Raw genomic sequence first — 23285 nt, forward strand, 5'->3', positions numbered from 1 at the left:
CCGAGATCAACGCTTACCAGGTCTCCCTCCCCCTTGTGGGGAGGGATTAAGGGTGGGGGTAGGTGCCGGGCAAACATCGAAGAATGGGGGGAGCGCCCTATGTGATTGCCCTGCATCAGCGTTGTCTGGAGCCTCAGTTCAAGCCGGCGAGCAGCGCCTGTGCCTCGGCGAGGTTTTGTTCCGAACCGGCGGCGAGTTCGTCCATCTTGCGCTCCTTGAAAATGACGAGCGCATCCTGGCAGGCGGCGATGGCTTCCTCGGCAAGCGCCTTGTCCTTGCGGGCAGCACCGAGGTCGACCAGCACGTCGCACAGGCTGTCCTGCGTGAAGGCTACGGCCGGCACCGAATTGATCTTCTTTTGCACGGCGATTGCCTCGCGCAGGATCGGCACCGCCTCCTCGAAGCGGGCGACGTTGTTTTCGGCGCGGCCGGCAAGCGTCAAGGCATAGCCGACCTCGTTCTGCACGGTCGCCCATCGGTCGGGGTCGCGGTCGCGGCCGACCTCATCGGCCAGTGCGCGGTTGGCGGCGATCTCTTCATCGAACACCGCCGACTCCGGCGCCTTGTCCCTAATCATGGCGAGCACCCGGGCGAAATCGCCCTGCGTGCGGACCCATTGCTCCGGCGCCCGCTCACGAGTGCGCACGCTCTGTATGCTGCGATAGATGGCGGCCGAGCGCTTCAGCAAGGCGACATCGTTGCGCCAGTAGCCCAGCGTCGACAGCGCGCTGGCCAGATTGGCCTGGTTGCGTAGCCACTCATCGGCGTCTGTGTCGCGGGCAATCACGCTGAGCGCCGCCTCGTAGGCCTGAACCGACTTCGCCATTGTGTCCGGGTCGGAGGTAGCGCTGGCTTGCATCATCCGCGCGTTGCCGAGATCGCCTTCAACGGAGGCCCACAGTGTGCGATCGGGCAACGCGGCATAGACGGCGAGCGCCGCCTCGTGCGCGGTCGCCGCCCTCTGGTAAAGAGACGGATCGTTGCTGCTACCGGCAAGGTAGTAGTAGGCGCTACCGAGATTGTTCTGCAGTTGTGCATGATCTTCCGGCGCCGTGGCGCGGTCATAGAAGGGCAAGGCCGCTTCGAGCGCAGTCACCGACTGGCTGAAGTCATCGGCGTTCCGTGTCCTGTCGCCGAGCACGAGCAGGACATGGCCCAGTCCCCATTGTGTTGCCGCAAAAGAGACCGGATCGCTGTCGCGAGTCTGCACCTCGAGCGCCGCGCGATAGGCTGTCACCGAGCGTTCGAGCGCCTCGACCGGGCCGCCATTGGCCTTGCCCAGCATGGACAGGGCGATGCCCAGCCGGTATTGCGTCGTCGCCCAGTCGGTCGGGGCGCCCTCTCTGGTTCGCACCGTGAGCGCGGAATCATAAGCGGCGACCGCCTGTTCGAGGATCGCCCTGTCGCCCGCACGGGCACCCCAGGTCGACAGCGTGGCGCCGAGATCGTACTCTGTCGAGGCGAAATCGAGGGGGGCAGAGGTGGCGGTGTAGACTTCCAATGCCTTGCTGTAGGAGGCCGCCGACTTCTGCAAATAGTCGGTTCCTGTGTCTCGATTTCCAAGCGTTGCATAAACGAAGCCGAGATTCTGTTGCAGCGAGGCCCAGTCGAGCGGCAGCTTTTCACGCGTATATTCAGATAGCGCCGCCTCGTAGGCTGAGACCGCCTTGAGCAACATGGCGTCGTCGTTCTGCCTGGCGCCAAGACGATGCAGTGCGTTGCCCAGCGTCAGCTGGCCGTTCGCCCAGTCGGCCGGCGCGCGCTCGCGCGTCCGAACCGAAAGCGCTGCCTCCGCCGCCTCCCGCGCGCGCTGCAACGCGGCGATATCGCCGTTGATCTCGCCGATCGACTCGAATGCGGTGCTCAAATTGTTCTGGATGGTCGCCCATTGCGCCGGCGCGCGTTCCCTGGTCATCTCCTCAGCCGCCGCCTGGAAGGCCGCGACCGATTGCTCAAGCGTCGGTACATCCTTTTCGCGCGCGCCGAGGCTCGCCAGAACGACACCCAGATTGATCTGGCTCAATGCCCAGTCGAGCGGTACGCGCTCTCTGTTGTATTCCGTCAATGCCGCACGATGCGCTTCGATTGCGGCGCGAAAACTGTCCGATGTGGTCTGGCGTTCGCCGATCTCGGACAGCACGATGCCGAGATTGTTCTGCGTCGCCGCCCATTCAAGCGGCAGTTTTTTCGACGACTGTACCTCGAGCGCCGAGCGGAAGGCCCCGACTGCCCGCTCAAGCAGTGCCGTCCCGTTCTCGCGCTGGCCGAGCCGCCAGTAGACCGTGCCCAGATTGCCATAGGTCGATGCCCACTCGTCAGGGTAGGCGTCATGCGTATAGACGGTCAGCGCCTGCTCATAAGCGGCAGCTGCCTTGTCGAGGTTTTCGCGGCCGGCTTCCCGTTCGCCCAACGTAGCAAGCGTGGCGCCCATATTGTTCTGGGTGGCCGCCCAAAGTAGCGGCAACTTTTCGCGGGTGACATAGGTCAATGCCTGTTCATAGGCTGTCTGGGCCTGGGCGAGATACGCATTGTCGCCGGAGAAGTCCCCTTGTTCCGACAGAGCGTTGGCCTCTGCCGCCTTGTAGTAGAACGCGTCTTCGTCGCTCCATTTGGCAGCCTGCTCGAAGGCCTTGGCGTAATCCTGCGCCGCCTCCTTGAAGTTGAAGGAGATTTCATAAGTCCTGGCACTGCTGGCGAAGACCTTTGCGAATTCCAGCCGCTTTGCCTTCAGCTCGGCCTCGGCCTGTTCGACCGTAGACGAAAGTTCGCCGATGCGGGCCTTGGCCTGTTCGTTGAATTTCTGCGCCGCTTCGAGCGCGCCTTCCTGAACCGCCTGTTCGGCTAGTTTCGATAGCCTGGCAATTTCGGGGTCCGGGTTTTTCAAAGTCTCGCGTTCAGCCAACACGTGTTTCAGCCGTTCGGTCTGGCCACGCAGCAGCTTGTCGAGCTCAGCCGGATCCTTGGGTATGTCGACCCCGAGCGCCTTCAGCATGGCGTAGAGCCCATCCATCGGCACCTTGCCGTCACGCGATATGGTTTCGATCTGGCGGCGCTCCGGATCGGGTAGCGTCGAGATGGTCAGCAGGAGCTGGCGTCGCTCCCTGAGGATTTCGCCCTCATCACCTTTCGGCGCCTCGGCGGGGGTGCCGAAATAGAGCAGCCGGCGCAGGCTCTCATTGACCCAGGGCCGCTGCTGGCCGTTGGTCTTGAGATAGACCTCCTCGCCGATCATGCGCAGAACGGTGCCGAATTCCTCGCCGCCCACCGTGTCGATGTGGCGCAGGATCGCTGCCGCATAGGGGCTGTTGCCATCGGCCGGACCGTCCAGCGCAACCTTGCCGGGCTCGGCGGCAAAGGCGATGACCTGGCCGAGGCTGTCGTCGACCGAGCCCTTGGCCTCGGCGCCACCTTTCAGGGAAACCACGCCGCGCGTTTCGCCGAGACCGCCGGCGCCGATCGGCTTGCCTTCGTCGCCCGGCGCCAGCTTCAAGAGCGTGCCCGGCGGGAACGGATCGTTGCGGCAGGCGTCCAGCAGAACGATGGTGACCGGCACCTTGGCCTTCAGTTCGGCGACGATGGACGACAGCGGCACCAACTTTTCGCCGGCATTGTCGAGTGCCGAAATATCGGCATCGACAGGGACCAGATAATTCTCGCCGCCGGCTTCGATGCCGTGGCCGGAATAGTAGATGATGGCGACATCGGCGCCCTCGGCATCGTCGACGAAGCCTTCGAGATCGCGCCGCAATTTGCGTGTGTCGCGATTGGTGGCGACATTTGTCTCGAAGCCGAGCTTGTCGAACATCTCCTCGATGGCGCGGGCGTCGTTTTCCGGATTGGGCAGTTTGCCGACATGCTGGTAGTCGGACTGACCGATGATGAGCGCGACGCCTTTCAGCGCCTTCGGCTCTTCAGCCAAAGCGGGGCCAAACGCGCATAGGCACACCAGTGCTGCGGCAAGTGCCGCGCACATGCGCCCTGTCGCACCTGCTGTTCGCCCAAAGAGCATTCTCTACCCAAAACCCAACGCTATCTTCCGCAAGCGAGATGGCATCATGATGGCCGGCCGATGGCAAGTCCTTGGGCGAGCTGTGTTCTTGTCATGGATATGCGTACGAGGCGGCTGGCTTTCAGCGTGCGAGCGGTAGTGTTCAGCATGCCGGATACGGCCAGTCCGGCCTGTTCATGAGTTGACAGGTCCGGACTTGTTGAGCAGTCGTCCGGCCCCGTAGAGCCTCTTTCTCTCAATGTTTCCGGGCGAGGGGGCCACGGTTGGATGCGCGGGATTGGCACTTTTGCGTCCGCCGGCTTTTTTGGTCCGCAACGAGACCCCGACTTCGCGACTGCATCTTTTTAAAATCAAAGGAATGAACTGGTGCTGCGAGAGAGGATTGAACTCTCGACCTCTCCCTTACCAAGGGAGTGCTCTACCACTGAGCTACCGCAGCCGCTGATGGCGGGGCTTCTGCCATATAGAACCGGCAAGCGCAAGGCGTCTGTGAAAGGCTTGCCAGACAAGTTTCGCTGACATGGCGGCGCCACAATGCTAGCTATCCCTTGAACGGCAGGCCTGCCAGTCGCGGGCGGGACGGAACGATGGACGACAAAACAAATCCACCGAAAAAGGCTGATCCGGCAAAGAAGGACGGGACTAACCGCAAGGACCGTCTGGCCGAGCAGCTGCGCGCCAATCTCATGAAGCGCAAGACGCAAGCGCGTTCGCGGCGCACCGGTGACGCTGACCAGCGCCCGGAAGGCCTGACGGCTGCTGAAAAAATGCACAAGGACTGACCGATATCGGCCACACTGGCCGGCCAACTTGGCTAACGGGCTCAGGAATCTTGAACCAAGCCGGCCAATGGTCTAGACGGGCCGATACGCAAACTGACGAAAACCGGCCTTTCGGGCCGAGGGGACATTCTCTCATGGATCGCATCAGAATTGTCGGCGGCAACAAGCTCGCCGGAAGCATTCCGATTTCGGGCGCGAAAAACGCCGCTTTGCCGCTGATGATCGCCTCGCTGCTCACCGACGACACGCTGACGCTGGAAAACGTGCCGCATCTGGCCGATGTAGAGCAGCTGATCCGCATTCTTGGCAATCACGGCGTCGACTATTCCGTCAACGGCCGCCGCGAGAAGCAGAATGAGGGCTATTCGCGCACCATCAACTTCTCGGCCCGAAACATCGTCGACACGACCGCGCCCTACGAGCTGGTGTCGAAGATGCGGGCGTCGTTCTGGGTGATCGGCCCGCTGCTGGCCCGCATGGGCGAGGCCAAAGTGTCGCTGCCGGGCGGTTGCGCCATCGGCACGCGCCCGGTCGACCTGTTCCTCGAGGGTTTGCAGGCGCTGGGCGCCGACATTGATGTCGACACTGGTTATGTGCTGGCCAAGACCAGGAACGGCCGCCTCGTCGGCAATCGCTATGTGTTCCCGAAAGAGATCGGAAGAGCACACGTCTGAACTCNATGTCGACACTGGTTATGTGCTGGCCAAGACCAGGAACGGCCGCCTCGTCGGCAATCGCTATGTGTTCCCGAAAGTCTCCGTCGGCGCCACCCATGTGCTGATGATGGCGGCGGCGCTGGCCAAGGGTGAGACGGTACTCGAAAACGCCGCCTGCGAGCCCGAGATCGTCAACCTCGCCGAATGCCTCAACGCCATGGGCGCAAAAATTTCCGGCGCCGGCACTCCAACCATCACCGTCGACGGCGTCGACTCGCTGTCGGGCGCGCGCGTGCGCGTCATCCCCGACCGCATCGAGACGGGCACCTATGCCATGGCTGTGGCCATGACCGGCGGCGATGTCGTGCTCGAAGGCGCCCGCCCCGAGCTGCTGCAGACCGCGTTGGACGTGATTGCCCAGACCGGTACCGAGATCACGCCGACCAATTCCGGCATTCGCGTCCGGCGCAACGGCGCCGGCATTTCGCCGGTCGACGTAACGACGGCGCCGTTCCCGGCCTTCCCGACCGATCTGCAGGCGCAGTTCATGGGCCTGATGACCATGGCCAAGGGCAAGTCGCGCATCACCGAGACCATCTTTGAAAACCGCTTCATGCATGTGCAGGAACTGGCCCGGCTCGGCGCCCACATCACGCTGTCCGGCCAAACTGCGATCGTCGACGGCGTCGCCAAGCTGAAGGGCGCGCCCGTGATGGCGACCGATCTGCGCGCCTCGGTGTCGCTGGTCATCGCCGGTCTGGCGGCCGAAGGCGAAACGACGGTCAACCGCGTCTACCACCTCGACCGCGGTTTTGAGCGGCTGGAAGAAAAGCTCTCCAATTGCGGCGCGGTGATCGAGCGGATTTCGGCTTGACCGCACGGCAGTTGCTTCAGACAGACAGGCGTCTGGTGCTGCCTTCATTCACCGCCAACACTTCAAACCCGAGGCGCTAGCCTCGGGTTGAATTTGTGTCGCGGTTGCACGGACCGGAAAGACCGCCTAACAGAAGGCTGAAACCAACTTTCAGGTGTGCATTCGGCATGGCAGCCCTCAAACTCATTGCGCTCGACGATCAGGATCTGAGCATCGTCTCGGCTCACGTCCAGGACGCCGTGATGAAAGTCTCGGATCTCGAATACCTGCCTTCGGCCAAGCGTTTCATATTGACCATGAACCGCTTCGTCTGGGAGGCGAAATCCGGATTGTTCAGCCCGCACAATGAGCGGCGCCAGGCGGTGTTGCATTTCGACCGCGTGCTCGGCGCCAAGACCAGCGGCATTGCCCGCGATCGGCCGGCCGAGGTGCTGTCGCTTCTGGCAATCAGCTTTATCGAAATCAGCAAGCCGGCCGGCATAGTCGAGTTGGTCTTTTCCGGCGGCGGCGCGATCATGCTCGACGTCGAATGCATCGAGGCGCGGCTTGCCGACATAGGCGGCGCCTGGGAAGCCACCTCGCGTCCGGTGCACAGGGTCTAGAGCATGATCCCAAAAAGTGGGTGCCGGTTTTTGTTGGACAAAACGGGAATCGTCTGTCCAGAGATCTTGCTCCAACAAAGGGTTAGATCGTGATGAGATTTCAACCAAGTCTCATCACGATCTAGACGCAGCCGATGGCCATTACGCTTATCCAGTCCGATGCCGGTTTCGCGCAGCGTTTCGCCGCCTTCCTGACCACCAAGCGGGAGGTATCGGAGGACGTCGACACTGCCGTGCGCGCCATCATTGCGCGGGTTCGTGCCGAGGGCGACGCTGCCCTGGTCGACTACACGCTGAAATTCGACAAGGCCGACCTCAATAGCCTCGGCATCGCCGTGTCGAAGGACGACATCGCGCAGGCCTACAAAGACGCCGATCCGCAGACGGTCGAGGCGCTGAAATTTGCCCGTGACCGCATCCGATCCCATCACGAGCGACAAATGCCCAAGGACGATCGCTATACCGATGCCGCCGGGGTCGAGTTGGGTTCGCGCTGGACGGCGATCGAGGCGGTCGGGCTCTATGTGCCGGGCGGCACGGCAAGCTATCCAAGCTCGGTGCTGATGAACGCCGTGCCGGCCAGGGTGGCGGGCGTCGAGCGCATCGTCATCGTCGTGCCGGCGCCGGGCGGCATCATCAATCCGCTGGTGCTGGTGGCCGCCGATATATCAGGCGTTTCAGAGATTTACCGCGTCGGCGGCGCGCAGGCGATTGCCGCCCTTGCCTATGGCACGCAGACGATCCGGCCGGTCGCCAAGATCGTCGGGCCCGGCAATGCCTATGTCGCCGCCGCCAAGCGCCAGGTGTTCGGCACGGTCGGCATCGACATGATTGCCGGACCGTCTGAAGTGCTGGTGGTGGCCGACGGCAGCAACGATCCCGACTGGATCGCCGCCGATCTTCTGGCGCAGGCCGAGCACGACGTGTCGGCGCAATCGATCCTGATCACCAACGATCCTGCGTTCGGAAAAGCAGTCGAACAGGCGGTCGAGCGCCAATTGCTGAGCCTGCCGCGCGCCGAGACGGCGGCTGCCAGCTGGCGCGATTTCGGCGCGGTGATCCTGGTGGAGACCATCGAAGCCGCGCTGCCGCTGGTCGACCGCATCGCCGCCGAACATGTGGAACTCGCCATCGACGATGCCGAGGGCTTCCTGGCCAGGATGCGCAATGCGGGTGCTGTGTTTCTGGGACGCCATACGCCCGAAGTCATCGGCGACTATGTCGGCGGCTCCAACCACGTGCTGCCGACGGCGCGTTCGGCGCGCTTCTCTTCGGGCCTGTCGGTGCTCGATTTCGTCAAGCGCACCTCGATCCTGAAGCTCGGGCCGGAGCAGCTGAGAGCACTTGCGCCGGCGGCGATTGCGCTGGCCAAGGCGGAAGGCCTCGACGCGCATGGCCGCTCCGTCGCCATCCGGCTGAACATGTAGGCGGCGATGGCGGACGGCGATCAAACCCGCGCAAGGCTGATCGATGTCGAGCTCGACGAGTCGATCGGCCGTTCGACGCCCGATGTCGAACATGAGCGCGCGGTGGCGATCTTCGACCTGATCGAAGAAAACAGCTTTCAGCCGGTCAATGATGACGGCGCCGGGCCTTATCGGCTGAAGCTCTCGCTGGCCGAATCCCGGCTGGTGTTTGCGGTCGCCCGCGAGGATGGTGCTGATGTCGTCACCCATATCCTGTCGCTGACGCCGCTCAGGCGCATCGTCAAGGACTACTACCTGATCTGCGAAAGCTATTACGACGCCATCCGCTCCTCGACGCCAAGCCATATCGAGGCGATCGACATGGGCCGGCGCGGCCTGCACAATGAAGGCTCGCAGACGTTGATGGACCGGCTGGCCGGCAAGATCGACATCGACTTCGACACGGCGCGGCGGCTGTTCACGCTGGTCTGCGTGCTGCACTGGCGGGGTTAGACCTGACTGGGGCGCCCCGCTCGATCCTGTTCTTGTGCGGCATGAACGCCGTGCGCTCACCGATGGCCGAGCAGCTGGCGCGGCGCATGCTGCCGCCGGCCACTTTCGTCGCCTCTGCCGGCGTGCACAGGGGCGAGCGCGATCCGTTCGTCGACGCGGTGCTGGCCGAAGAGGGCCTGACGCTGGGCGAGCGCCAGCCGCGCTCGATGGACGATCTCGAGGACGATTATTTCGACCTGATCGTCACCCTGGCGCCGGAAGCCCACCACGCCGCGCTCGAACTCACCCGCTCGCTTGCCGTCGACGTCGAATACTGGCCGATGCCGGATCCGACCGATGTCGGCGGCAGGCGCGAGCAGATCATGGCCAGCTATCGCGACGTGAGAGAACGGCTGAAAGCGCGCATCAGCCGACGTTTTCTGCTTCCGGAGGTAAAAAACGCGGCGGATTGATGCATGTCGCTCAAAAGCGGTCCCGGTTTTGAGACAACAACATTGCATAAAACGAAAGCTTGGAGCGCGTCGCATATGACGCGATCTAAGCGTGTTCACAAGCGCACGATTATCATATAGGTTCCGCCGAAATTCCGGCCTGGGCGCTCCAGGGCGCCGGAACTGCAATCCAAGCAAAGGTATCGAATGCCGAAGGAAGAAGTCCTCGAGTTTCCGGGTGTCGTGACGGAATTGTTGCCCAACGCGATGTTCCGGGTGAAGCTCGAAAACGAACACGAGATCATCGCCCATACGGCTGGCCGCATGCGCAAGAACCGCATCCGTGTGCTGACCGGCGACAAGGTCCTGGTCGAGATGACGCCCTATGACCTGACCAAGGGCCGCATCACCTACCGTTTCAAGTAACAGTCCGGCGCGAACCGCGATGAGCATCCTGCAGAAGCTCGTGCTTGCCTCTGGTTCGCCGCGCCGGATCGAACTGTTGCAACAGGCCGGCATTGAGCCGGACCGCGTGCTGCCAGCCGATGTCGACGAAACGCCGCTGCGCGCCGAACATCCGCGCTCGCTGGCCAAGCGGCTGTCGAAGGAAAAGGCCGAGAAGGCGCTGGCCTCGCTGAAAAGCGAGGAAGACTATGCGCCAAGTTTCGTGCTGGCCGCCGATACGGTGGTCGCGGTCGGACGCCGCATCCTGCCCAAGGCCGAGACGCTGGACGACGCCGCCAATTGCCTTGGACTGCTTTCGGGCCGTTCGCACCGGGTCTATTCCGGCATCTGCCTGATTACGCCGGGCGGCAAGCTGCGCCAAAGGCTGGTTGAATCCAGGGTACGCTTCAAGCGGCTTCCACGCGAGGAGATCGACGCCTATGTCGCCTCCGGCGAATGGCGCGGCAAGGCCGGCGGCTATGCCGTCCAGGGTCTCGCCGGTTCGTTCGTCGTCAAGCTGGTCGGCTCCTATACCAACATTGTCGGCCTGCCGCTCTACGAGACGGTGGCGCTGCTTTCGGGCGAAGGCTTCAAGGTCCACACCAGCTGGCATACCGCGCGGCCATGAGCCTGGACGATAAGGTCACACCACTGCGCCCGAAGCGCCCCTGCCCCGAATGCGGCAAGCCGTCGGCGCGCGAGACCTATCCGTTCTGCTCGAAGCGCTGCAAGGACATCGACCTCAACCGCTGGCTGAAGGGCGCCTATGTCATCACCGCGCGGGATGACGAGGACGAGAGCGACGAGCCGAAGTAGGGTTTGGGCGGTGCCGGCCGCGCAATTCCACTTCGCCGACCTTACGCAATTGCTGCTTTGCCGGCGTCGGTATTGTCTGCGACAATTGCCCCGGAAAATCGGCGCTTAGGCGCTGGACAGGCCGGATTCCCGTGCTATAACCCACGCGCTTTCAAGGGGTGCCCCACGGCGCTTTCCTGAAATCCGGTCAGGCGATGTCTCGTTTGCCGGCGAGGCCCAGATAGCTCAGTTGGTAGAGCAGCGGACTGAAAATCCGCGTGTCGGTGGTTCGAATCCGCCTCTGGGCACCATCCCCTCTTCTCCCGACACTCCGTTTAGCCGAACCGTCTACGCTGCAGCTTCTGCAAGCGACTGGAATTATTGATCTTTTGCTGTCGCATTGCGCAATTAGGCGTGACAGAGAGCGCTTCGGGCGCATTTGATCCAACGAGGCGGGGGGATGGTATTTCCGTTGGTATTCGACATCCTGATGGTATCGAAACAGCCAAGGGAGACCTGACGAATGGCCCTATCCGACGTGAAATGTCGAAACGCCCGCCCTGCTTCCAAACTCGCGAAATTGTCTGACGGGGGCGGGCTGCAGCTATGGGTACAGCCCACGGGCTCTCGCCTCTGGCGGCTCGCCTACCGCTTTGACGGCAAGCAGAAACTGCTCGCGCTGGGCAGCTATCCCCTTATCTCTCTCGCCGAGGCACGGGAGGCGCGCGATGATGCTAAAAGGCTCCTGCTAGCTGGCGTCGACCCTGGAAAGGAACGCAGCTTGCGGAAGGCCGATTCGGCAAAGGACTCCTTTCGCTCAATCGCGGACGAATATGTTGACAAGCTGAAGAAGGAGGGACGTGCCGACCGGACGATCAGCAAGGTCAAATGGCTGCTCGACTTTGCCTATCCGATAATCGGCGGCAAGTGCATTCGGGAGATCGAGCCGGCCAGCATCCTTACCGCCCTCCGTCGCGTGGAGGTTCGCGGTCGATATGAGTCGGCCAGGCGACTGCGCTCCACCATCGGCAGCGTGTTTCGATACGCGATCGCGACCGCACGCGCCGAGACAGATCCGACCTTCGCCCTCAGAGGCGCACTCATCAGTCCGAAGGTAACGTCTCGCGCCGCGATTACCGATCCGAAGGCCTTGGGCGGTTTGCTGAGGGCGATCCATGCATTTGACGGACAGCCTACAACGCGAGCCGGTCTGAAGCTGATAGCGCTGCTGTTTCCCCGCCCAGGCGAGCTTCGCGCCGCTGAATGGGAAGAGTTCGATTTTGAAAGCTCGGTGTGGACGATCCCTGAAGCACGCATGAAAATGCGACGGCCGCACCGCATACCCCTATCAAAGCAAGCGATCAGCGTCCTGACTTCACTGAGAGAAATCTCTGGTGATGGATCGCTGCTGTTTCCTAGTGTTCGATCGGCTTCGCGTCCGATTTCCGACAATACCCTTAACGCCGCACTGCGTCGTATGGGTTACAGCAAGGAAGAAGCTACCGCGCATGGTTTTCGAGCAACGGCATCAACTCTGCTGAACGAATGCGGCAAGTGGCATCCGGACGCGATAGAGCGGCAGCTGGCCCACATTGAGAACAACGACGTTCGGCGCGCCTACGCCCGGGCAGAGCACTGGGACGAGCGCGTCGAGATGATGCAGTGGTGGGCCGATTATCTGGATGAACTCAAGAGCAAAAACCTGCGGGTGATCTCAATCGAGGGACGCCGCAAGCCTGCTGTCCACACACCAACGCGACCATCCACTTTGAAACCAACAGAGGCCGTTCATCAAACGCCGATACAAATCTCCAACCGCCGGAAATCATACTGACCGTCGAAAAACGCCACAACTCGACGCCAAATCGTAGGCCCGCATTGTCAGATTTTCCGGAGAGAAAGTTGACCGCGTTCGGCGGGAAGCTGCCGTTCTGCAGCCGACCCCATTTCCGTCATTCAAGCTGCCGATGGCCGGTTCCGAAACCGGCCATCTACCCGGCCCGGGGCCGCGCGCTATTAGAGCGAGAATCCCGTGGGCAGTGTGCGGTCCGTCCGTTTCGCCGGCATTAGTCCGTGGATCCGCTATCCCCGCCCGACTTTAACCTCCACAACCTTCCTCTCCATAGATCCGGGACAAGCCCTTGATGCGCGTCGCGATCGCGTCGACGAGGCGACCAACGATCTCATGGATGATCCCCTCCTGGCGAAGCTCTTGGGCGCACTCCGACGCCATATCGGGCATCACCGCGAGCTGATGGCGGATCGTCCGCACCGTGTACTCGCCGCCAACCTTTGCTGAGGACGCACAGCGCCCCCAGTGGCGCGGCATGATCTCCTCGATGGGATAGACTCTGTCGATCTTCATCGCCAGTTTAAGGTCGCGCATCTCAGATTGGATCTCTCCCCCGAGGTGCGGCAGAATGGAGGAGATGTCGTAGAGCGGAGCTAGGCGGGCCTCGCCCTGGGCTCCGAGCAGCATCGAGTAGTTCTTTGCATGCGCGTCCGTGCCGGCGATGATCCAGTTGAAGACGTTCGCGGCCATGAAGATCTGACGGTCTTGGACGGGGTCGAGGGAGGCCGACAGCACCTTTCTGGAGATCGTCGTGATACCTGGCCCACCCTGGTTCTCGTACTTGAGCGTCGGCATCACCGACAGGGCCTGGCACATGTCCTCCTGATGGATGCGGATGGTCTTGCCCTCGTTGTTGCGGCGGTCGTAGCGCTCGATAACGATTGCCTTTTCGCCTGCGAAGTCGAGAACCTGGCTATGTGCAGCGTCCATGCCGAGCTTGGATGCAAGCTGCAGGCAGAAATGCTCGTTCTCGGTATGCCCGTGCAAGTGCGGCAAAGGCGGCTTGAAGATGTGTGTCGTGGGCGTGTCGCCTAGAGGGATCCCCCAGCGATTGTTGCCCTTATCGAAATGGAACGCCGTCTTTGCCTGCGCACCAGCGAGACTGAACTGACCAGGATCGCCGATTCGCCGGGTCGCTGCACCATCTTTGCGCAGATCGCGCAGGCGGTCGCCGATCTGCGCCTCGGTGAGCAACTCCACGTTCTCGCCGCGGGAAATCTGGTCGCCACGCGAAAGGAACTGGACGGCGCCGGCGCAGTCGCGGCCGACATTCTTGAGCAGGGCAAACGGGTTTCGGGCGGAGACCTGGAACCTCTGCGCCCATCTGGCGAGGGTCTGCTCATTATCCGGCAGTAGGCCCCAGAGGAATGCCTCGACGACCTTGCCCTCGTAGGTCCTGGTGATCGTCGGCATGGACAGGGAGAGCGGGATCGCCACCGGGCCTTCCATCCATGCCTCGTGATAGGAGAACGAAAGCTTGCCGCCCTGCAGGTGGTGGAGCCCCCCAACCGGTCTGCCAGCGATATAGACGTCGAGGGTGTCGATCGGGTTCATCATGATCATCGTCATCTAGAGCTTGTAGGGAATCTCGTCGTCGTCATCGTCGACATGCCGTTCATCGGCATTATGATGATGATCAGCCGACGTCGGCGCCGGCGGGATCTGAAAGTCCATCTCCACACCAAGCGTGGTCAGCGCCAGCAGCACGTTGCCGATCTCGGCGCTGGGCTTGCCGTTCTCGATCCACGACACCCACGTCTGCGTCGTGGTGATCATTTTGGCCAAGGCAGCCTGTGACAGGCCGCGCCGGGTGCGGGCCTCCTTGATCAGGATTCCAATGTCGCGAGCTGTTCTGATCTTCATGGCGTATACGATTTCTGTATGAGCTAATATAGGCTCGTATATGACGGGTGTCAATATACGTTACTATATCAATTTAACGCTATATAGGTTCACATATCGGCAACCTTCATATACCAACCTATATAAAATCATTGCGCCACGCAACAATGTGCGATCGACCTTTCGCCACGGTACCATCGAGAATGACCGCTGGTCGAGAACTCAACAACTTGTCGGGGCCGGGAGCGGTCCGGTCCGCTATTCAATTACTGTTGGCGAGAAGCTGTCATTCAGCATCCGGTCTGGCGGCATCGTGACAAGATCGATTTTTGTCCGAAGAGAACGAGGCCGGCCGCAAGAAAAAGCCACGGCTTTTATGCACTTAATGTCTAGCAGGCTTAGTTGTTCCCCTGAAACTTGAATCTCCCTCAGACTCAGTGTCTTCTCAAGGTAGCCGCTGGGAATTAGACATGCCTTCAGGCTCGTTTCAACACCGCGTGTGGCAATGGATTGTCGCGTGCTTTCCGACGCCGGCTCACCTCGATGTACAGGAGCGCAATCATCGCTTCCTTGAAGAGGCGCTCGAACTCGCTCAGGCGAATTCCTGCACAAAGGAGGAGGCACTCGAACTGGTGGAGTACGGACCGGCGGCAACGCGGTCAGGATCAAGAACCTAGCGTGCTCCACAACGACACCAAGCGCTAACCGTTGTCCAGTGTGGAAGATGATTGCCTTCGTGGTTTCTCCGACGCGCCGGCGCCCGGCAGACCTTCCTTTCTGGCCTTGGCAAACGCCCGGTCGCCTTCCAGGAACCCGACCAGCATAAAGGGGATCAGTTCCGCCACCGTTTCGGACTCGCCATAGGTCTCACGGTAAAGTGCGGCATAGTCGTTGAGTGCTTGGCTCAAGTCGGCGCCAACGGTGATGGTGATCTTCGAAGGTGTCCGGTCCGGAAGTTTTCCGAGTTTCAGGTTAGCCATGAAGTCCTCCTGTTCACCCCGTGTATGGCCGCAACACGAGGTCCTTGTGCACGATGACGCGCAACGGCCAACCAGGGCGCACGGTGATCGTGGGTTGGACGTTCAGGTTCTTTTCAGTGATCCGTTGGCCCGCTTGACTGACGTTCTGCTGGGTGGATTCACGAATTGCCTTGACCAAGTCGCTTTCATTTTCCCCAAAGCTCAACTCGGTACCAACCCCCAGCAATGTGGCTACCGCGACGCCCTTGATCAACTGCCAAGTATGGAAATCCACCTTGTCCTCGAGCCCGGCATAGCCGGCCGCGTCGGTCACGGGCAGATTGTCGATTTCGGTAGAGGAGCCGTCCGGCATCACGATGCGTTGCCACACCAACAGAGCGCGCCTTTGCCCAAAGGCTACAACGCTGTCGTAGGTGCCGATCAGCCGTGAGCCCTGCGGGATGAGCAGGATGCTGCCGGTGACGCTGTCGTGCACATTCTCGGTGATCTGGGCGACGACAAGGCCGGGCAGATCGGAATTGATGCCGGTGATCAGGCTTGCAGCGATCACGCTACCGGCCATGATCTGATAGGGCGAAGCCGGCGTCTGCAGTGCATGCGGGTTGTAGATCCCGCCGGTGTTCCGTTGATCGATGAAATCGAGCTTGCGCTGTTGATTGTTCTGGTCGCCCTCGGCCGGCGCGACGGAAGCTCGCTGGCCTTCGGTATCTGGCTGCGGAGACGCCGTCTCGAAAGGCGAACGTCCGCCCTGCCCATTGCCAAAAGCTTCCGTCTGCTGGGGCCGGTTTTCGATGCGGAAGAGGACTTGCGACTCGCGCGCCTCAATCGCTTGTTGTGCAAGCCGCTGCGCCTCGGCGGAAACGTCTTGCCCAGGTGCGATGCCAAGCTGGCGCTGGTGCTCGAGAATAGGACGGCCGAGATCCCCGGGCAGCGGCGGTCCAAGCACCGGAGCCTTCGGCTTGCTCCCGGAATAGTCCTTGGGCAGCGATTCAAGTCCCTCGGCGGTCGGGTTGCGGTCGGTGCTGTAAAGCTCTTCAGCCTGCTGCTTCAGGCGCAGTGCCGGCCCCTGCAGCGCCATCATCGTGACGCCAAAGATGGTGGCGGAGCCAACAGCTGCGATCGCGACGATTATGCCGCGCTTGAAGCGCACGGCCCGGCGCGGTGAGGCCCGCAGCTGCAGCTGTTCGGGATCGAGTTTGGGCGGAACATTGGGGTGGGACGTGTCGGTCATGAGCCTCCCCTCACCTGCCAAAACGCGAAAAGAGCGATATCCGCCGCGGCAGTTGCCGTCCGTCGGTCCTGGTGATGCGCACCACCTGGTGCTGCTTGGCGCCGAGACGGAGTTCAGCCGCGGCAAAGAGGCGCTCGACGATGTAGTAGTTGCCGCGCATCCGATAGTTGACGAGCTGGTTGTCCCCGTCAGCACCGACGATGAAGAGCGGTGGCGCCTCGCCCTGATCAATGCGCTTCGGGAACTCTATGTAGACCTTGCTGCCATCATCGAAGGCGCGCGTCGGTCTCCACGGCGGCGTGTCGCCGGTGATCGAATAGCGGAAGCGGATGTTTTCGAGTGCTACGTTCGAGGCCGCGGGCATTTCAGCCTCTGCCTGAGCGTTGCGCCGCCGAAGCGCCACGAGTTGGTCTTCGCTGTAAATCCAGGAGAGCGCCGCCATGGCAGTTTTCTCAGTGCTTTGAAGCTGCAGGTGATAGGATCGCCTGTCGGTCGTGATGACCAGATTGGTGGCAAGCCCCGGCGCGAATGGCTTCACCAGCACATGAGTGCGCTGGTCATCGCCTGAGCCACTAACGGTGTCACCGATCACCCAACGGACCGTATCGCCGGCTGAGACCGAGGTCAGCTTCTCGCCCCGCTGCAATGAGATATCGGTGACGCGCTCCGGCGCGGCGTAGAGCTGGTAGAGCGCGCCGTCGGCAAAGGGGTAAACCTGCACCGCATTGACATAGCCAAACTTGGTGGGTTGTTGCGTCGCCGCCTTGTTGGCATCGGCGACCTGTTCTTCCGGCGAGCGCTTATCTGGGGCGGGCTTGCCGGGTGCGGGCATCAACTGACCAGGCAACGGTAACGGTTTCGGCACTTCCACGACCTTGACCGGCTTCTCCGGCGCCTTCTCGATCGCGGCTGGTTTGAAGTCCTCGTGGTCATAGGAAATCTGAGGCGGCGGCACTGGCTTCGAGGCACAGGCCGAAAGAACCGCAACAGACGCCGACAGGATCAAGGCAGCACGAAGCAATGGGGCTCTATTTGTCATTGGCGGGCTCCTTAGGGGAAACGGGGGTTGGCGCGGCGCTGTCGAGCTCGCGCGACCAGTCGATGGCGTTGATGAAGACGCCGAGCGGGTTCTTGCGCAGCTGCTCGGTTGTCCTAGGCGGGCGGATGAGGATGGTGAGGATCCCGATCCAGCGCGTCGTGCTGGCGAGGCTGCCGCGCTCGAACACCTGCTCGGTCCATTTGACCTGGAACGAGCTGTCGGAAGCCCTGACCACGCTGGTCACCTGTACTGACACGCTGCGCGTGCCGATTTGGCCGAAAGGGTCGTTCGCCTTGGCATATTCGTTGAGGAAGAGCGCCGCTCGGTCGGTGGCAAAGTCGTAGGCCGACAGCCAATTCTGCCGCACCAGAACCGCATCGGTGGAAACCGAACGAACATTCTGGATGAAGCGGCTGAGATGCCAGGCGATCTGGGCATCGTCGGGCTGGTAGTTTTGGACTGCCGGCCCGACCGCGTGCGCCTCGCCAAAGCGGTCGACCTCGACGACATAAGGCACGACGCGGCCCTGCATCGACTGCCACAGAAGCCCACCGGAAAGCCCCGTCGTCAGAGCCAGGCAGCCAAAGGCCATGAAGCGCCAGTTCTTGGCCTGGACGCGCGCCGTGCCGATGCGCTCATCCCAGAGTTGGCTGGCCTTCTGGTAGGGTGTTACGGGTTCGGGCGTCTTTCCATAACGCTGAACGGGTCGCTTGAAGAGCATCTAGTCTTCCTTGTCATTGAGGGAGGGATTGGCGCCGCTTCCGCCCCGATCTCCATCGCGCACCGCCTGCGTGGCAGCATTGCGATGGGCGCGTGCGGTCTGTTCGGAACGCAGACGCCTTGCCCAGGCAGGCGCGGCCGCGGGAGCTACAACTGGAGAGCTTCCGCTCATCGAGCTGGTCGGCATGCCGCCGGTCATCCAGCCGGCATCGCGACCGGCGTCGGCACTACGGCGGAATGGTTCTGCTGCGGATCGCATTCCCCGCATCGCGGCGCCGCTAGCGGCACTCGCAACCCCCTGCAGCCCAGCAGCTACCCCGGACAGCCCGGACTCGGGCGATGTCGCGCGCCCCGTTTGCCAGGCGACGGTGGCAGCGGACCCCATGGCGGCGCCGGCACGGACTGCGGCGAGGCCGCCGCCTGTTGCCATGCGCGCGCCGGCAAACGCAGCGCCTCCGGCAACGAGCGTTGATCCAGCTGCGGCCGCCGTTGTTCCAAGTGCCGCGCCGGCGCCAAGCTGCGGCGCGCCGGAAACGAGACCCGAGGCAATCCCGGGGCCGAAAATGCCGAGCCCAAGCAGCGCCAGCGCACCCAGCACCTGAGACATGGCCGCCGCCAGGTCCGGCTCCTGGCCCTGCAGGGCGGAAGCGAACTCGCCAAAGAGCGTGGAGCCGATGCCGACGATGACGGCAAGCACCATCACCTTGATGCCCGACGAAATCACATTGCCGAGCACGCGCTCGGCCAGAAACGCCGAACGGTTCCAGAGCGCGAAGGGCACCAGGACGAAGCCGGCCAGCGTGGTGAGCTTGAACTCGAGGATGGTGATGAAGAGCTGGATGGAAAGAATGAAGAAGGCGATGAGGACCAGGAACCAGGCCAGAAGCAGCACGAAGATGGTGAGCGCGTTACCGAAGATCTCGGGGAAGCCTACTAGCTGGCTCGCTTGATTGAGGAGCGGCCAGGCGCCCTCGAAGCCGGCCGCGGCAATGCGGCCTGGCCGCAGGAGACTGTCGGCGGACAGGTTGCCGGCCGATGCGTTGATGCCGAGACCGGCAAAGGAGCGGTAAATTATGTCGGCGAGGTTCTTGAAATTGTTCAGGACGAAGGCGAAGGCGCCGACATAGAGCACTTTGCGAACAAGCCGGCCGAGAATGTTGGGCTCGCCGCCGAACGCCCAGACCAAGCCCGCGAGCGTGATGTCAATGCCGATCAGAATGGTGGTGAGAAAGGCGACGTCGCCCGAAAGCAGACCGAACCCACTGTCAATGTAGCGGGTAAAGGTCTCCATGAAGCGATCGATGACTCCGAGGTCGTTCATGTCGCCGCCTTCCTCGTTGTCTTGAAGAACTGCCGCTCAGTTGCCGGGATAAGCCGTGCCGGTGCCCAGGAAACGCTTCGTCGTCTCGCGAGCGGCTTCCTCAGACTGCGCTTTGCGCGCCGCATCCTCGGCTTCGGCCCGGAACTGGGTCGCAAGCAGCGTCTGGATCTGCATCTGCTGCTTGGTCGAAAGCGCGATCAGCTGATTGGTAGCCTGGCTTGCCTCGAGGGCACCTGCCGCGCCCTGACTGCGATTGACGAGATCGGTAAGCAGGTCGCCATCGGCCTGCACGTTCTCGACGATCTGCGACTGCGCGCTCATGGTCTGGCGGAACGCCTGCATGGCGCTCTGCCAGCGCTCGCGCGCGGCGCTCGCCACATCGCTGACCTTGATGGTGGCGTCGTAGCTTTCCGGATATTGCTGGCGCCACTGGTCCTGCAGCTTGTCGAGATCGAAGCTCAGGCCGCTCGCCTGGGTCATCAGACCGTCAATCCGTTGGAGCGAGCCGGTAAGCTGGCCCACGGAAGAGAAATCCAGGCGCTGAAGGTTGCGCGCCATGTTCTGCAGCATGGTCGCCTGGTTCTGAAGCGACTGGATTTGGTTGTTGATCTGCTCCAATGCGCGTGCTGCCGACAGCACATTCTGCGTATAGTTGGACGGGTCAAACACGATGAGCGCATAGGCCGGCTGGACGTAGTCAGCCATCGGTTTGGCAATCAGGGAAACGGTGACCAGGCTAGTAAAAAGGCGGCGTCCGATCATGACGATTGCTCCTTGTTAGGTTGAGGAAATTGCTGGAGAAGCTCGGCAGCCCAATCCAGGCCGCGCGCACTGAAGAAACGGGCGGCAAAGCTGCCCTGCCCTTCTTCGGAAAGAATATTGTCGATCAGGGTCTGCGCGGCCGGGTCGGAGGCGCCGCAAAGCGCAAGAGCGATCGGGCCTAGCCCGAGCTCGAAGAGGCGATTGCCGCGGCGCGACTGCAGATAGTAGTGGCGCTTCGGCGTGGCGCGGGCGACCAATTCGATCTGTCGCTCATTAAGACCGAAGCGCTCATAGGCTGCCCGTGCCTGCGGCTCCACCGCACGATCATTGGGGAGAAAAATGCGCTGCGGGCAGCTCTCGATGATTGCGGGTGCGATAGAAGAGCCGGCGATGTCGGCAAGCGACTGCGTCGCGAAGATGACGGAGACGTTTTTCTTACGCAGCACCTTAAGCCATTCGCGGATGCGGGCGGCAAAGAGCGGGTTGTCGAGATAGACCCAGGCCTCGTCGAGCATGAGCAGCGTCGGCCGCCCGTCAAACCGGTCCTCAAGACGATGGAACAGATAGGTGAGCACAGGCAGCACAGCGCCTTGGCTGTGCATCAGCTCCTGGGTTTCGAAACACTGCACATCCGAGATGGCCAGCCGGTCGTCATCGGCATCGAGCAGTCGGCCGAATGGTCCGTCGAGCGTGTAGGGCATCAATGCCGATTTGAGCGCATTGGACTGAAGCAGGACCGACAGGCCAGTCAGCGTGCGTTCCTGCGCCGGCGCGGTGGCGAGGCTGGTGAGCGCCGACCAGATTGCCTCCTTCACCTCCGGGGTGACGGTGACATTCTCGTGGGCAATGAGGCCGGCGATCCATTCGGCCGCCCAGCTCTGTGTGGCCGGGTCGTCGATGTGGCGCAGCGGCTGGAAACCAAGCGCACCATTCGCACCCAACGCATGGTGGTCGCCGCCCATGGCAAGCGCGGCGGCGCGGGCCGAATTGCCTTTGTCGAAGACATAGATTTGCGCGCCAGCGTAGCGCCGGAACTGCAAAGCGATCAGGGCAAGCAGAACCGACTTGCCGGCACCGGTCGGCCCGACAATCAGCATGTGGCCGACATCGCCGATATGGGTCGAAAGCCGAAACGGCGTCGAGCCGCTGGTTTCGGCGAAAAGAAGCGGCGGAGCGTGATCGCCGGTGACCTCGGCAAGGTGCTCGTTCTCCGCTGGACCTGCCCACACGGACGACAGCGGCACGAGATGGGCAAGGTTAAGCGTGTGAACGAGCGGCTGGCGAACGTTGGCGTAGACATGACCCGGCAATGAACCAAGCCACGCTTCGACGGCATTGATGCTTTCGCGAATGGTGGTGAAGCCGAGCCCGTTGACGATCCTCTCGACGGCGCGAAGCTTTTCCGCGGCGGCTTTACGGTTCTGATCCCACACCGTCACCGTTGTGGTGAGATAGCCGAAGCCGACATGATCGCCGCCCAATGCCTGCAGTGCTGCATCGGCATCGAGCGCCTTGTTGTCGGCGTCGCTGTCGACGAGAGGCACAGGTTCGTTGGTCACCACCTCGCGCAGAATAGCCGCGATCGATTTGCGCTTGGCAAACCACTGCCGGCGGAGCCGAGTCAGCGTCTTCGTGGCTTCCGCCTTGTCGAGTGGAATGAAGCGCGTCACCCAGCGATAGGCGAAATCCTGGTTATTGAGCGCATCAAGGATTCCTGGCCGGGTGACGTTCGGAAAACCGAGGATTGTGAGCGTGCGCAGATGCTGGTCACCCAGCATCGGCTCTAGGCCGCCGGTCAGCGGCGCGTCAACCAGGACGCCGTCGAGATACATTGGCGTTTCCGGCACGGCGACCGGATGACGGCGTGTCGAGATCGTGCCGTGCAGGTACGTCAGGGTCTCGGCATCGTCGAGCGCGCGCACCTCGGGCACGAAGCCCGAAAGAAGATCGAGAACACGGTCAGTCTCGTCTCGGAACCGGGCAAGCTCCTGGCGCCAGTCTCTTTCCCCTCCCAAGTCATGCGAGTCGACGAGAGCACTTTCCGCGCGCGCTTGGCCATCGGGCCCAGGCATGAAGACCAAGGTCAGATGATAGATGCTCTCGAAATGCGCGACCTTGCCCTCGAAGGCCGCGCGCCGTTCCTCATCGATCAGCCATGAGGCAGCATCGGGAAGCGCCGAGCTCGGATAGCCCAGCGCTTCGCTGCGCTCGGCCTCGAAGAATAATGCCCAGCCGGAGCCGAGCCTTTTCAGCGCATTGTTTGCCCGCGCGCATATGCCGATAAGTTCGGCCTCCGTCGCGCTTTCAAGGTCGGGGCCACGAAACCGCAATGTCCGCTGGGAGCTGCCATCCTTGTTGAGCACGATGCCGGGCGCGACGAGTGCTGCCCACGGCAGATGGTCGGCAAGCCGGTCGGCTTTGCCGCGGTATTCGGAAAGCTTCAGCATGCAAGCCAGCCCTTTTGACGAAGATGACGGACAAGCACGCTGGCAAAATCCGGATCACGCCGTGCGGCAAAGACCGCGAGCGTGTGGCCGGCGATCCAGAGGATCAGACCGGCAATCCACTGCTGCAGGCCTAGGCCGATGGCCGCGGCCACCGTGCCATTGAGGATCGCCACCGCTCGCGGCGCGCCGCCGAGCAGGATCGGCTCGGTGAGCGCCCGATGGACCAGAACCTCGAAGCCTTCGATATGCTGCTCTCCGGTGCTCATCAGACGACTGCCCCGCCGCCAAAGGAGAAGAAGGAAAGAAAGAAGCTCGAGGCCGCGAAGGCGATCGACAGGCCGAAGACGATCTGGATCAGCCGGCGGAAACCGCCCGCCGTGTCGCCGAAGGCAAGGGTCAGGCCGGTGGTGATGATGATGATCACCGCGATGATTTTGGCGACCGGCCCCTGCACCGATTCCAGAATCTGCTGCAGCGGCTGTTCCCACGGCATGCCGGAGCCGGCAGCGTGGGCCTGGGCCGTGAGAAGAAGCGCGACGGCGGCGAACGAAAGAAAGCGAAGCTTCTTGCGCATGAGGT

At 62.2% G+C, this 23285-nt stretch carries 21 protein-coding genes, 2 tRNA genes and 1 pseudogene; 11 read left to right on the forward strand and 13 right to left on the reverse strand.

What is annotated here, in order from left to right; all coding sequences use genetic code 11:
- Positions 1–133: 133 nt before the first annotated feature.
- Complete coding sequence (locus X771_RS0134545; RefSeq protein WP_198025851.1) at positions 134–3973, reverse strand: caspase family protein; 3840 nt, start codon at positions 3971–3973, stop codon at positions 134–136.
- Between the two features lie 400 nt (positions 3974–4373).
- Positions 4374–4448 (reverse strand) — tRNA-Thr (locus X771_RS143395).
- A 148-nt stretch (positions 4449–4596) separates the two neighbouring features.
- On the opposite strand from X771_RS143395, the gene X771_RS143390 reads away from it, so the two are divergent.
- From X771_RS143390 to X771_RS143345, 11 genes and pseudogenes are all read left to right on the forward strand, one after another.
- The gene (locus tag X771_RS143390) at positions 4597–4791 is read left to right on the forward strand and encodes a hypothetical protein (protein ID WP_023689351.1); all 195 of its coding nucleotides are present in this window, start codon (positions 4597–4599) and stop codon (positions 4789–4791) included.
- A 681-nt stretch (positions 4792–5472) separates the two neighbouring features.
- Positions 5473–6321: pseudogene (locus tag X771_RS1000000169790) on the forward strand (UDP-N-acetylglucosamine 1-carboxyvinyltransferase); the annotation flags it as partial.
- Positions 6322–6488: 167 nt separating this feature from the next.
- Complete coding sequence (locus tag X771_RS143385; RefSeq protein ID WP_023669285.1) at positions 6489–6923, forward strand: DUF2948 family protein; 435 nt, start codon at positions 6489–6491, stop codon at positions 6921–6923.
- A gap of 134 nt (positions 6924–7057) precedes the next feature.
- Entirely contained in the window at positions 7058–8350 is a 1293-nt protein-coding gene (gene hisD / locus X771_RS143380) for a histidinol dehydrogenase (RefSeq protein ID WP_023689352.1), read from the forward strand.
- A gap of 6 nt (positions 8351–8356) precedes the next feature.
- Complete coding sequence (locus X771_RS143375; protein WP_023669283.1) at positions 8357–8842, forward strand: UPF0262 family protein; 486 nt, start codon at positions 8357–8359, stop codon at positions 8840–8842.
- Positions 8830–9294, forward strand: a complete 465-nt coding sequence (locus tag X771_RS143370; protein ID WP_081725519.1) for a low molecular weight phosphatase family protein — start codon at positions 8830–8832, stop codon at positions 9292–9294. The genes X771_RS143375 and X771_RS143370 overlap by 13 nt, the downstream gene beginning before the upstream one ends.
- 186 nt (positions 9295–9480) lie before the next feature.
- Complete coding sequence (gene infA, locus X771_RS143365; RefSeq protein ID WP_006200926.1) at positions 9481–9699, forward strand: translation initiation factor IF-1; 219 nt, start codon at positions 9481–9483, stop codon at positions 9697–9699.
- 19 nt (positions 9700–9718) lie between these two features.
- A complete protein-coding gene (locus X771_RS143360; RefSeq protein WP_023681911.1) occupies positions 9719–10345 on the forward strand; it encodes a Maf-like protein in 627 nt (208 codons plus the stop codon).
- Complete coding sequence (yacG, locus tag X771_RS143355; protein ID WP_023669280.1) at positions 10342–10533, forward strand: DNA gyrase inhibitor YacG; 192 nt, start codon at positions 10342–10344, stop codon at positions 10531–10533. Before X771_RS143360 ends, yacG begins: the two co-directional genes overlap by 4 nt.
- 214 nt (positions 10534–10747) lie before the next feature.
- A tRNA-Phe gene (locus tag X771_RS143350) sits at positions 10748–10823 on the forward strand.
- 212 nt (positions 10824–11035) lie between these two features.
- Positions 11036–12346 carry an integrase arm-type DNA-binding domain-containing protein gene (locus tag X771_RS143345; protein WP_023689353.1) on the forward strand — a complete coding sequence of 437 codons (1311 nt, stop codon included), beginning with the start codon at positions 11036–11038 and terminating at the stop codon, positions 12344–12346.
- Between the two features lie 264 nt (positions 12347–12610).
- Here the strand turns inward: X771_RS143345 and X771_RS143340 are convergent, their stop codons facing one another.
- The 11 genes from X771_RS143340 to X771_RS143295 all read right to left on the reverse strand — a co-directional run bounded on the left by X771_RS143340 (position 12611) and on the right by X771_RS143295 (position 23280).
- Positions 12611–13933, reverse strand: coding sequence for a type II toxin-antitoxin system HipA family toxin (locus X771_RS143340; RefSeq protein ID WP_050587469.1), 1323 nt, complete (start codon positions 13931–13933; stop codon positions 12611–12613).
- Positions 13934–14227: a helix-turn-helix domain-containing protein gene (locus X771_RS0134560; protein WP_023689355.1), complete on the reverse strand. Its 294-nt coding sequence runs from the start codon at positions 14225–14227 to the stop codon at positions 13934–13936. It abuts the gene before it with no gap.
- 680 nt (positions 14228–14907) lie between these two features.
- Complete coding sequence (locus tag X771_RS143335) at positions 14908–15186, reverse strand: DUF2274 domain-containing protein (RefSeq protein ID WP_023689356.1); 279 nt, start codon at positions 15184–15186, stop codon at positions 14908–14910.
- Between the two features lie 13 nt (positions 15187–15199).
- A complete protein-coding gene (locus X771_RS143330) occupies positions 15200–16417 on the reverse strand; it encodes a TrbI/VirB10 family protein (RefSeq protein ID WP_023689357.1) in 1218 nt (405 codons plus the stop codon).
- Positions 16418–16427: 10 nt separating this feature from the next.
- The gene (gene trbG, locus X771_RS143325; RefSeq protein WP_031202932.1) at positions 16428–17456 is read right to left on the reverse strand and encodes a P-type conjugative transfer protein TrbG; all 1029 of its coding nucleotides are present in this window, start codon (positions 17454–17456) and stop codon (positions 16428–16430) included.
- Positions 17446–18177 (reverse strand): conjugal transfer protein TrbF, encoded by a 732-nt coding sequence (trbF, locus tag X771_RS143320; RefSeq protein ID WP_023685994.1) that lies wholly within the window; start codon positions 18175–18177, stop codon positions 17446–17448. The genes trbG and trbF overlap by 11 nt, the downstream gene beginning before the upstream one ends.
- A complete protein-coding gene (trbL, locus tag X771_RS143315; RefSeq protein WP_023689359.1) occupies positions 18178–19497 on the reverse strand; it encodes a P-type conjugative transfer protein TrbL in 1320 nt (439 codons plus the stop codon).
- Positions 19498–19533: 36 nt separating this feature from the next.
- Complete coding sequence (gene trbJ / locus X771_RS143310; RefSeq protein ID WP_023669263.1) at positions 19534–20259, reverse strand: P-type conjugative transfer protein TrbJ; 726 nt, start codon at positions 20257–20259, stop codon at positions 19534–19536.
- Positions 20256–22706: a conjugal transfer protein TrbE gene (gene trbE / locus X771_RS143305; RefSeq protein WP_023689360.1), complete on the reverse strand. Its 2451-nt coding sequence runs from the start codon at positions 22704–22706 to the stop codon at positions 20256–20258. The genes trbJ and trbE overlap by 4 nt, the downstream gene beginning before the upstream one ends.
- Positions 22700–22972: a VirB3 family type IV secretion system protein gene (locus tag X771_RS143300; RefSeq protein ID WP_023689361.1), complete on the reverse strand. Its 273-nt coding sequence runs from the start codon at positions 22970–22972 to the stop codon at positions 22700–22702. The genes trbE and X771_RS143300 overlap by 7 nt, the downstream gene beginning before the upstream one ends.
- Entirely contained in the window at positions 22972–23280 is a 309-nt protein-coding gene (locus X771_RS143295; RefSeq protein WP_023689362.1) for a TrbC/VirB2 family protein, read from the reverse strand. Before X771_RS143295 ends, X771_RS143300 begins: the two co-directional genes overlap by 1 nt.
- Between the last annotated feature and the right edge of the window lie 5 nt (positions 23281–23285).

Source organism: Mesorhizobium sp. LSJC269B00, from assembly GCF_000502815.1.
Taxonomy (GTDB): Bacteria; Pseudomonadota; Alphaproteobacteria; order Rhizobiales; family Rhizobiaceae; genus Mesorhizobium.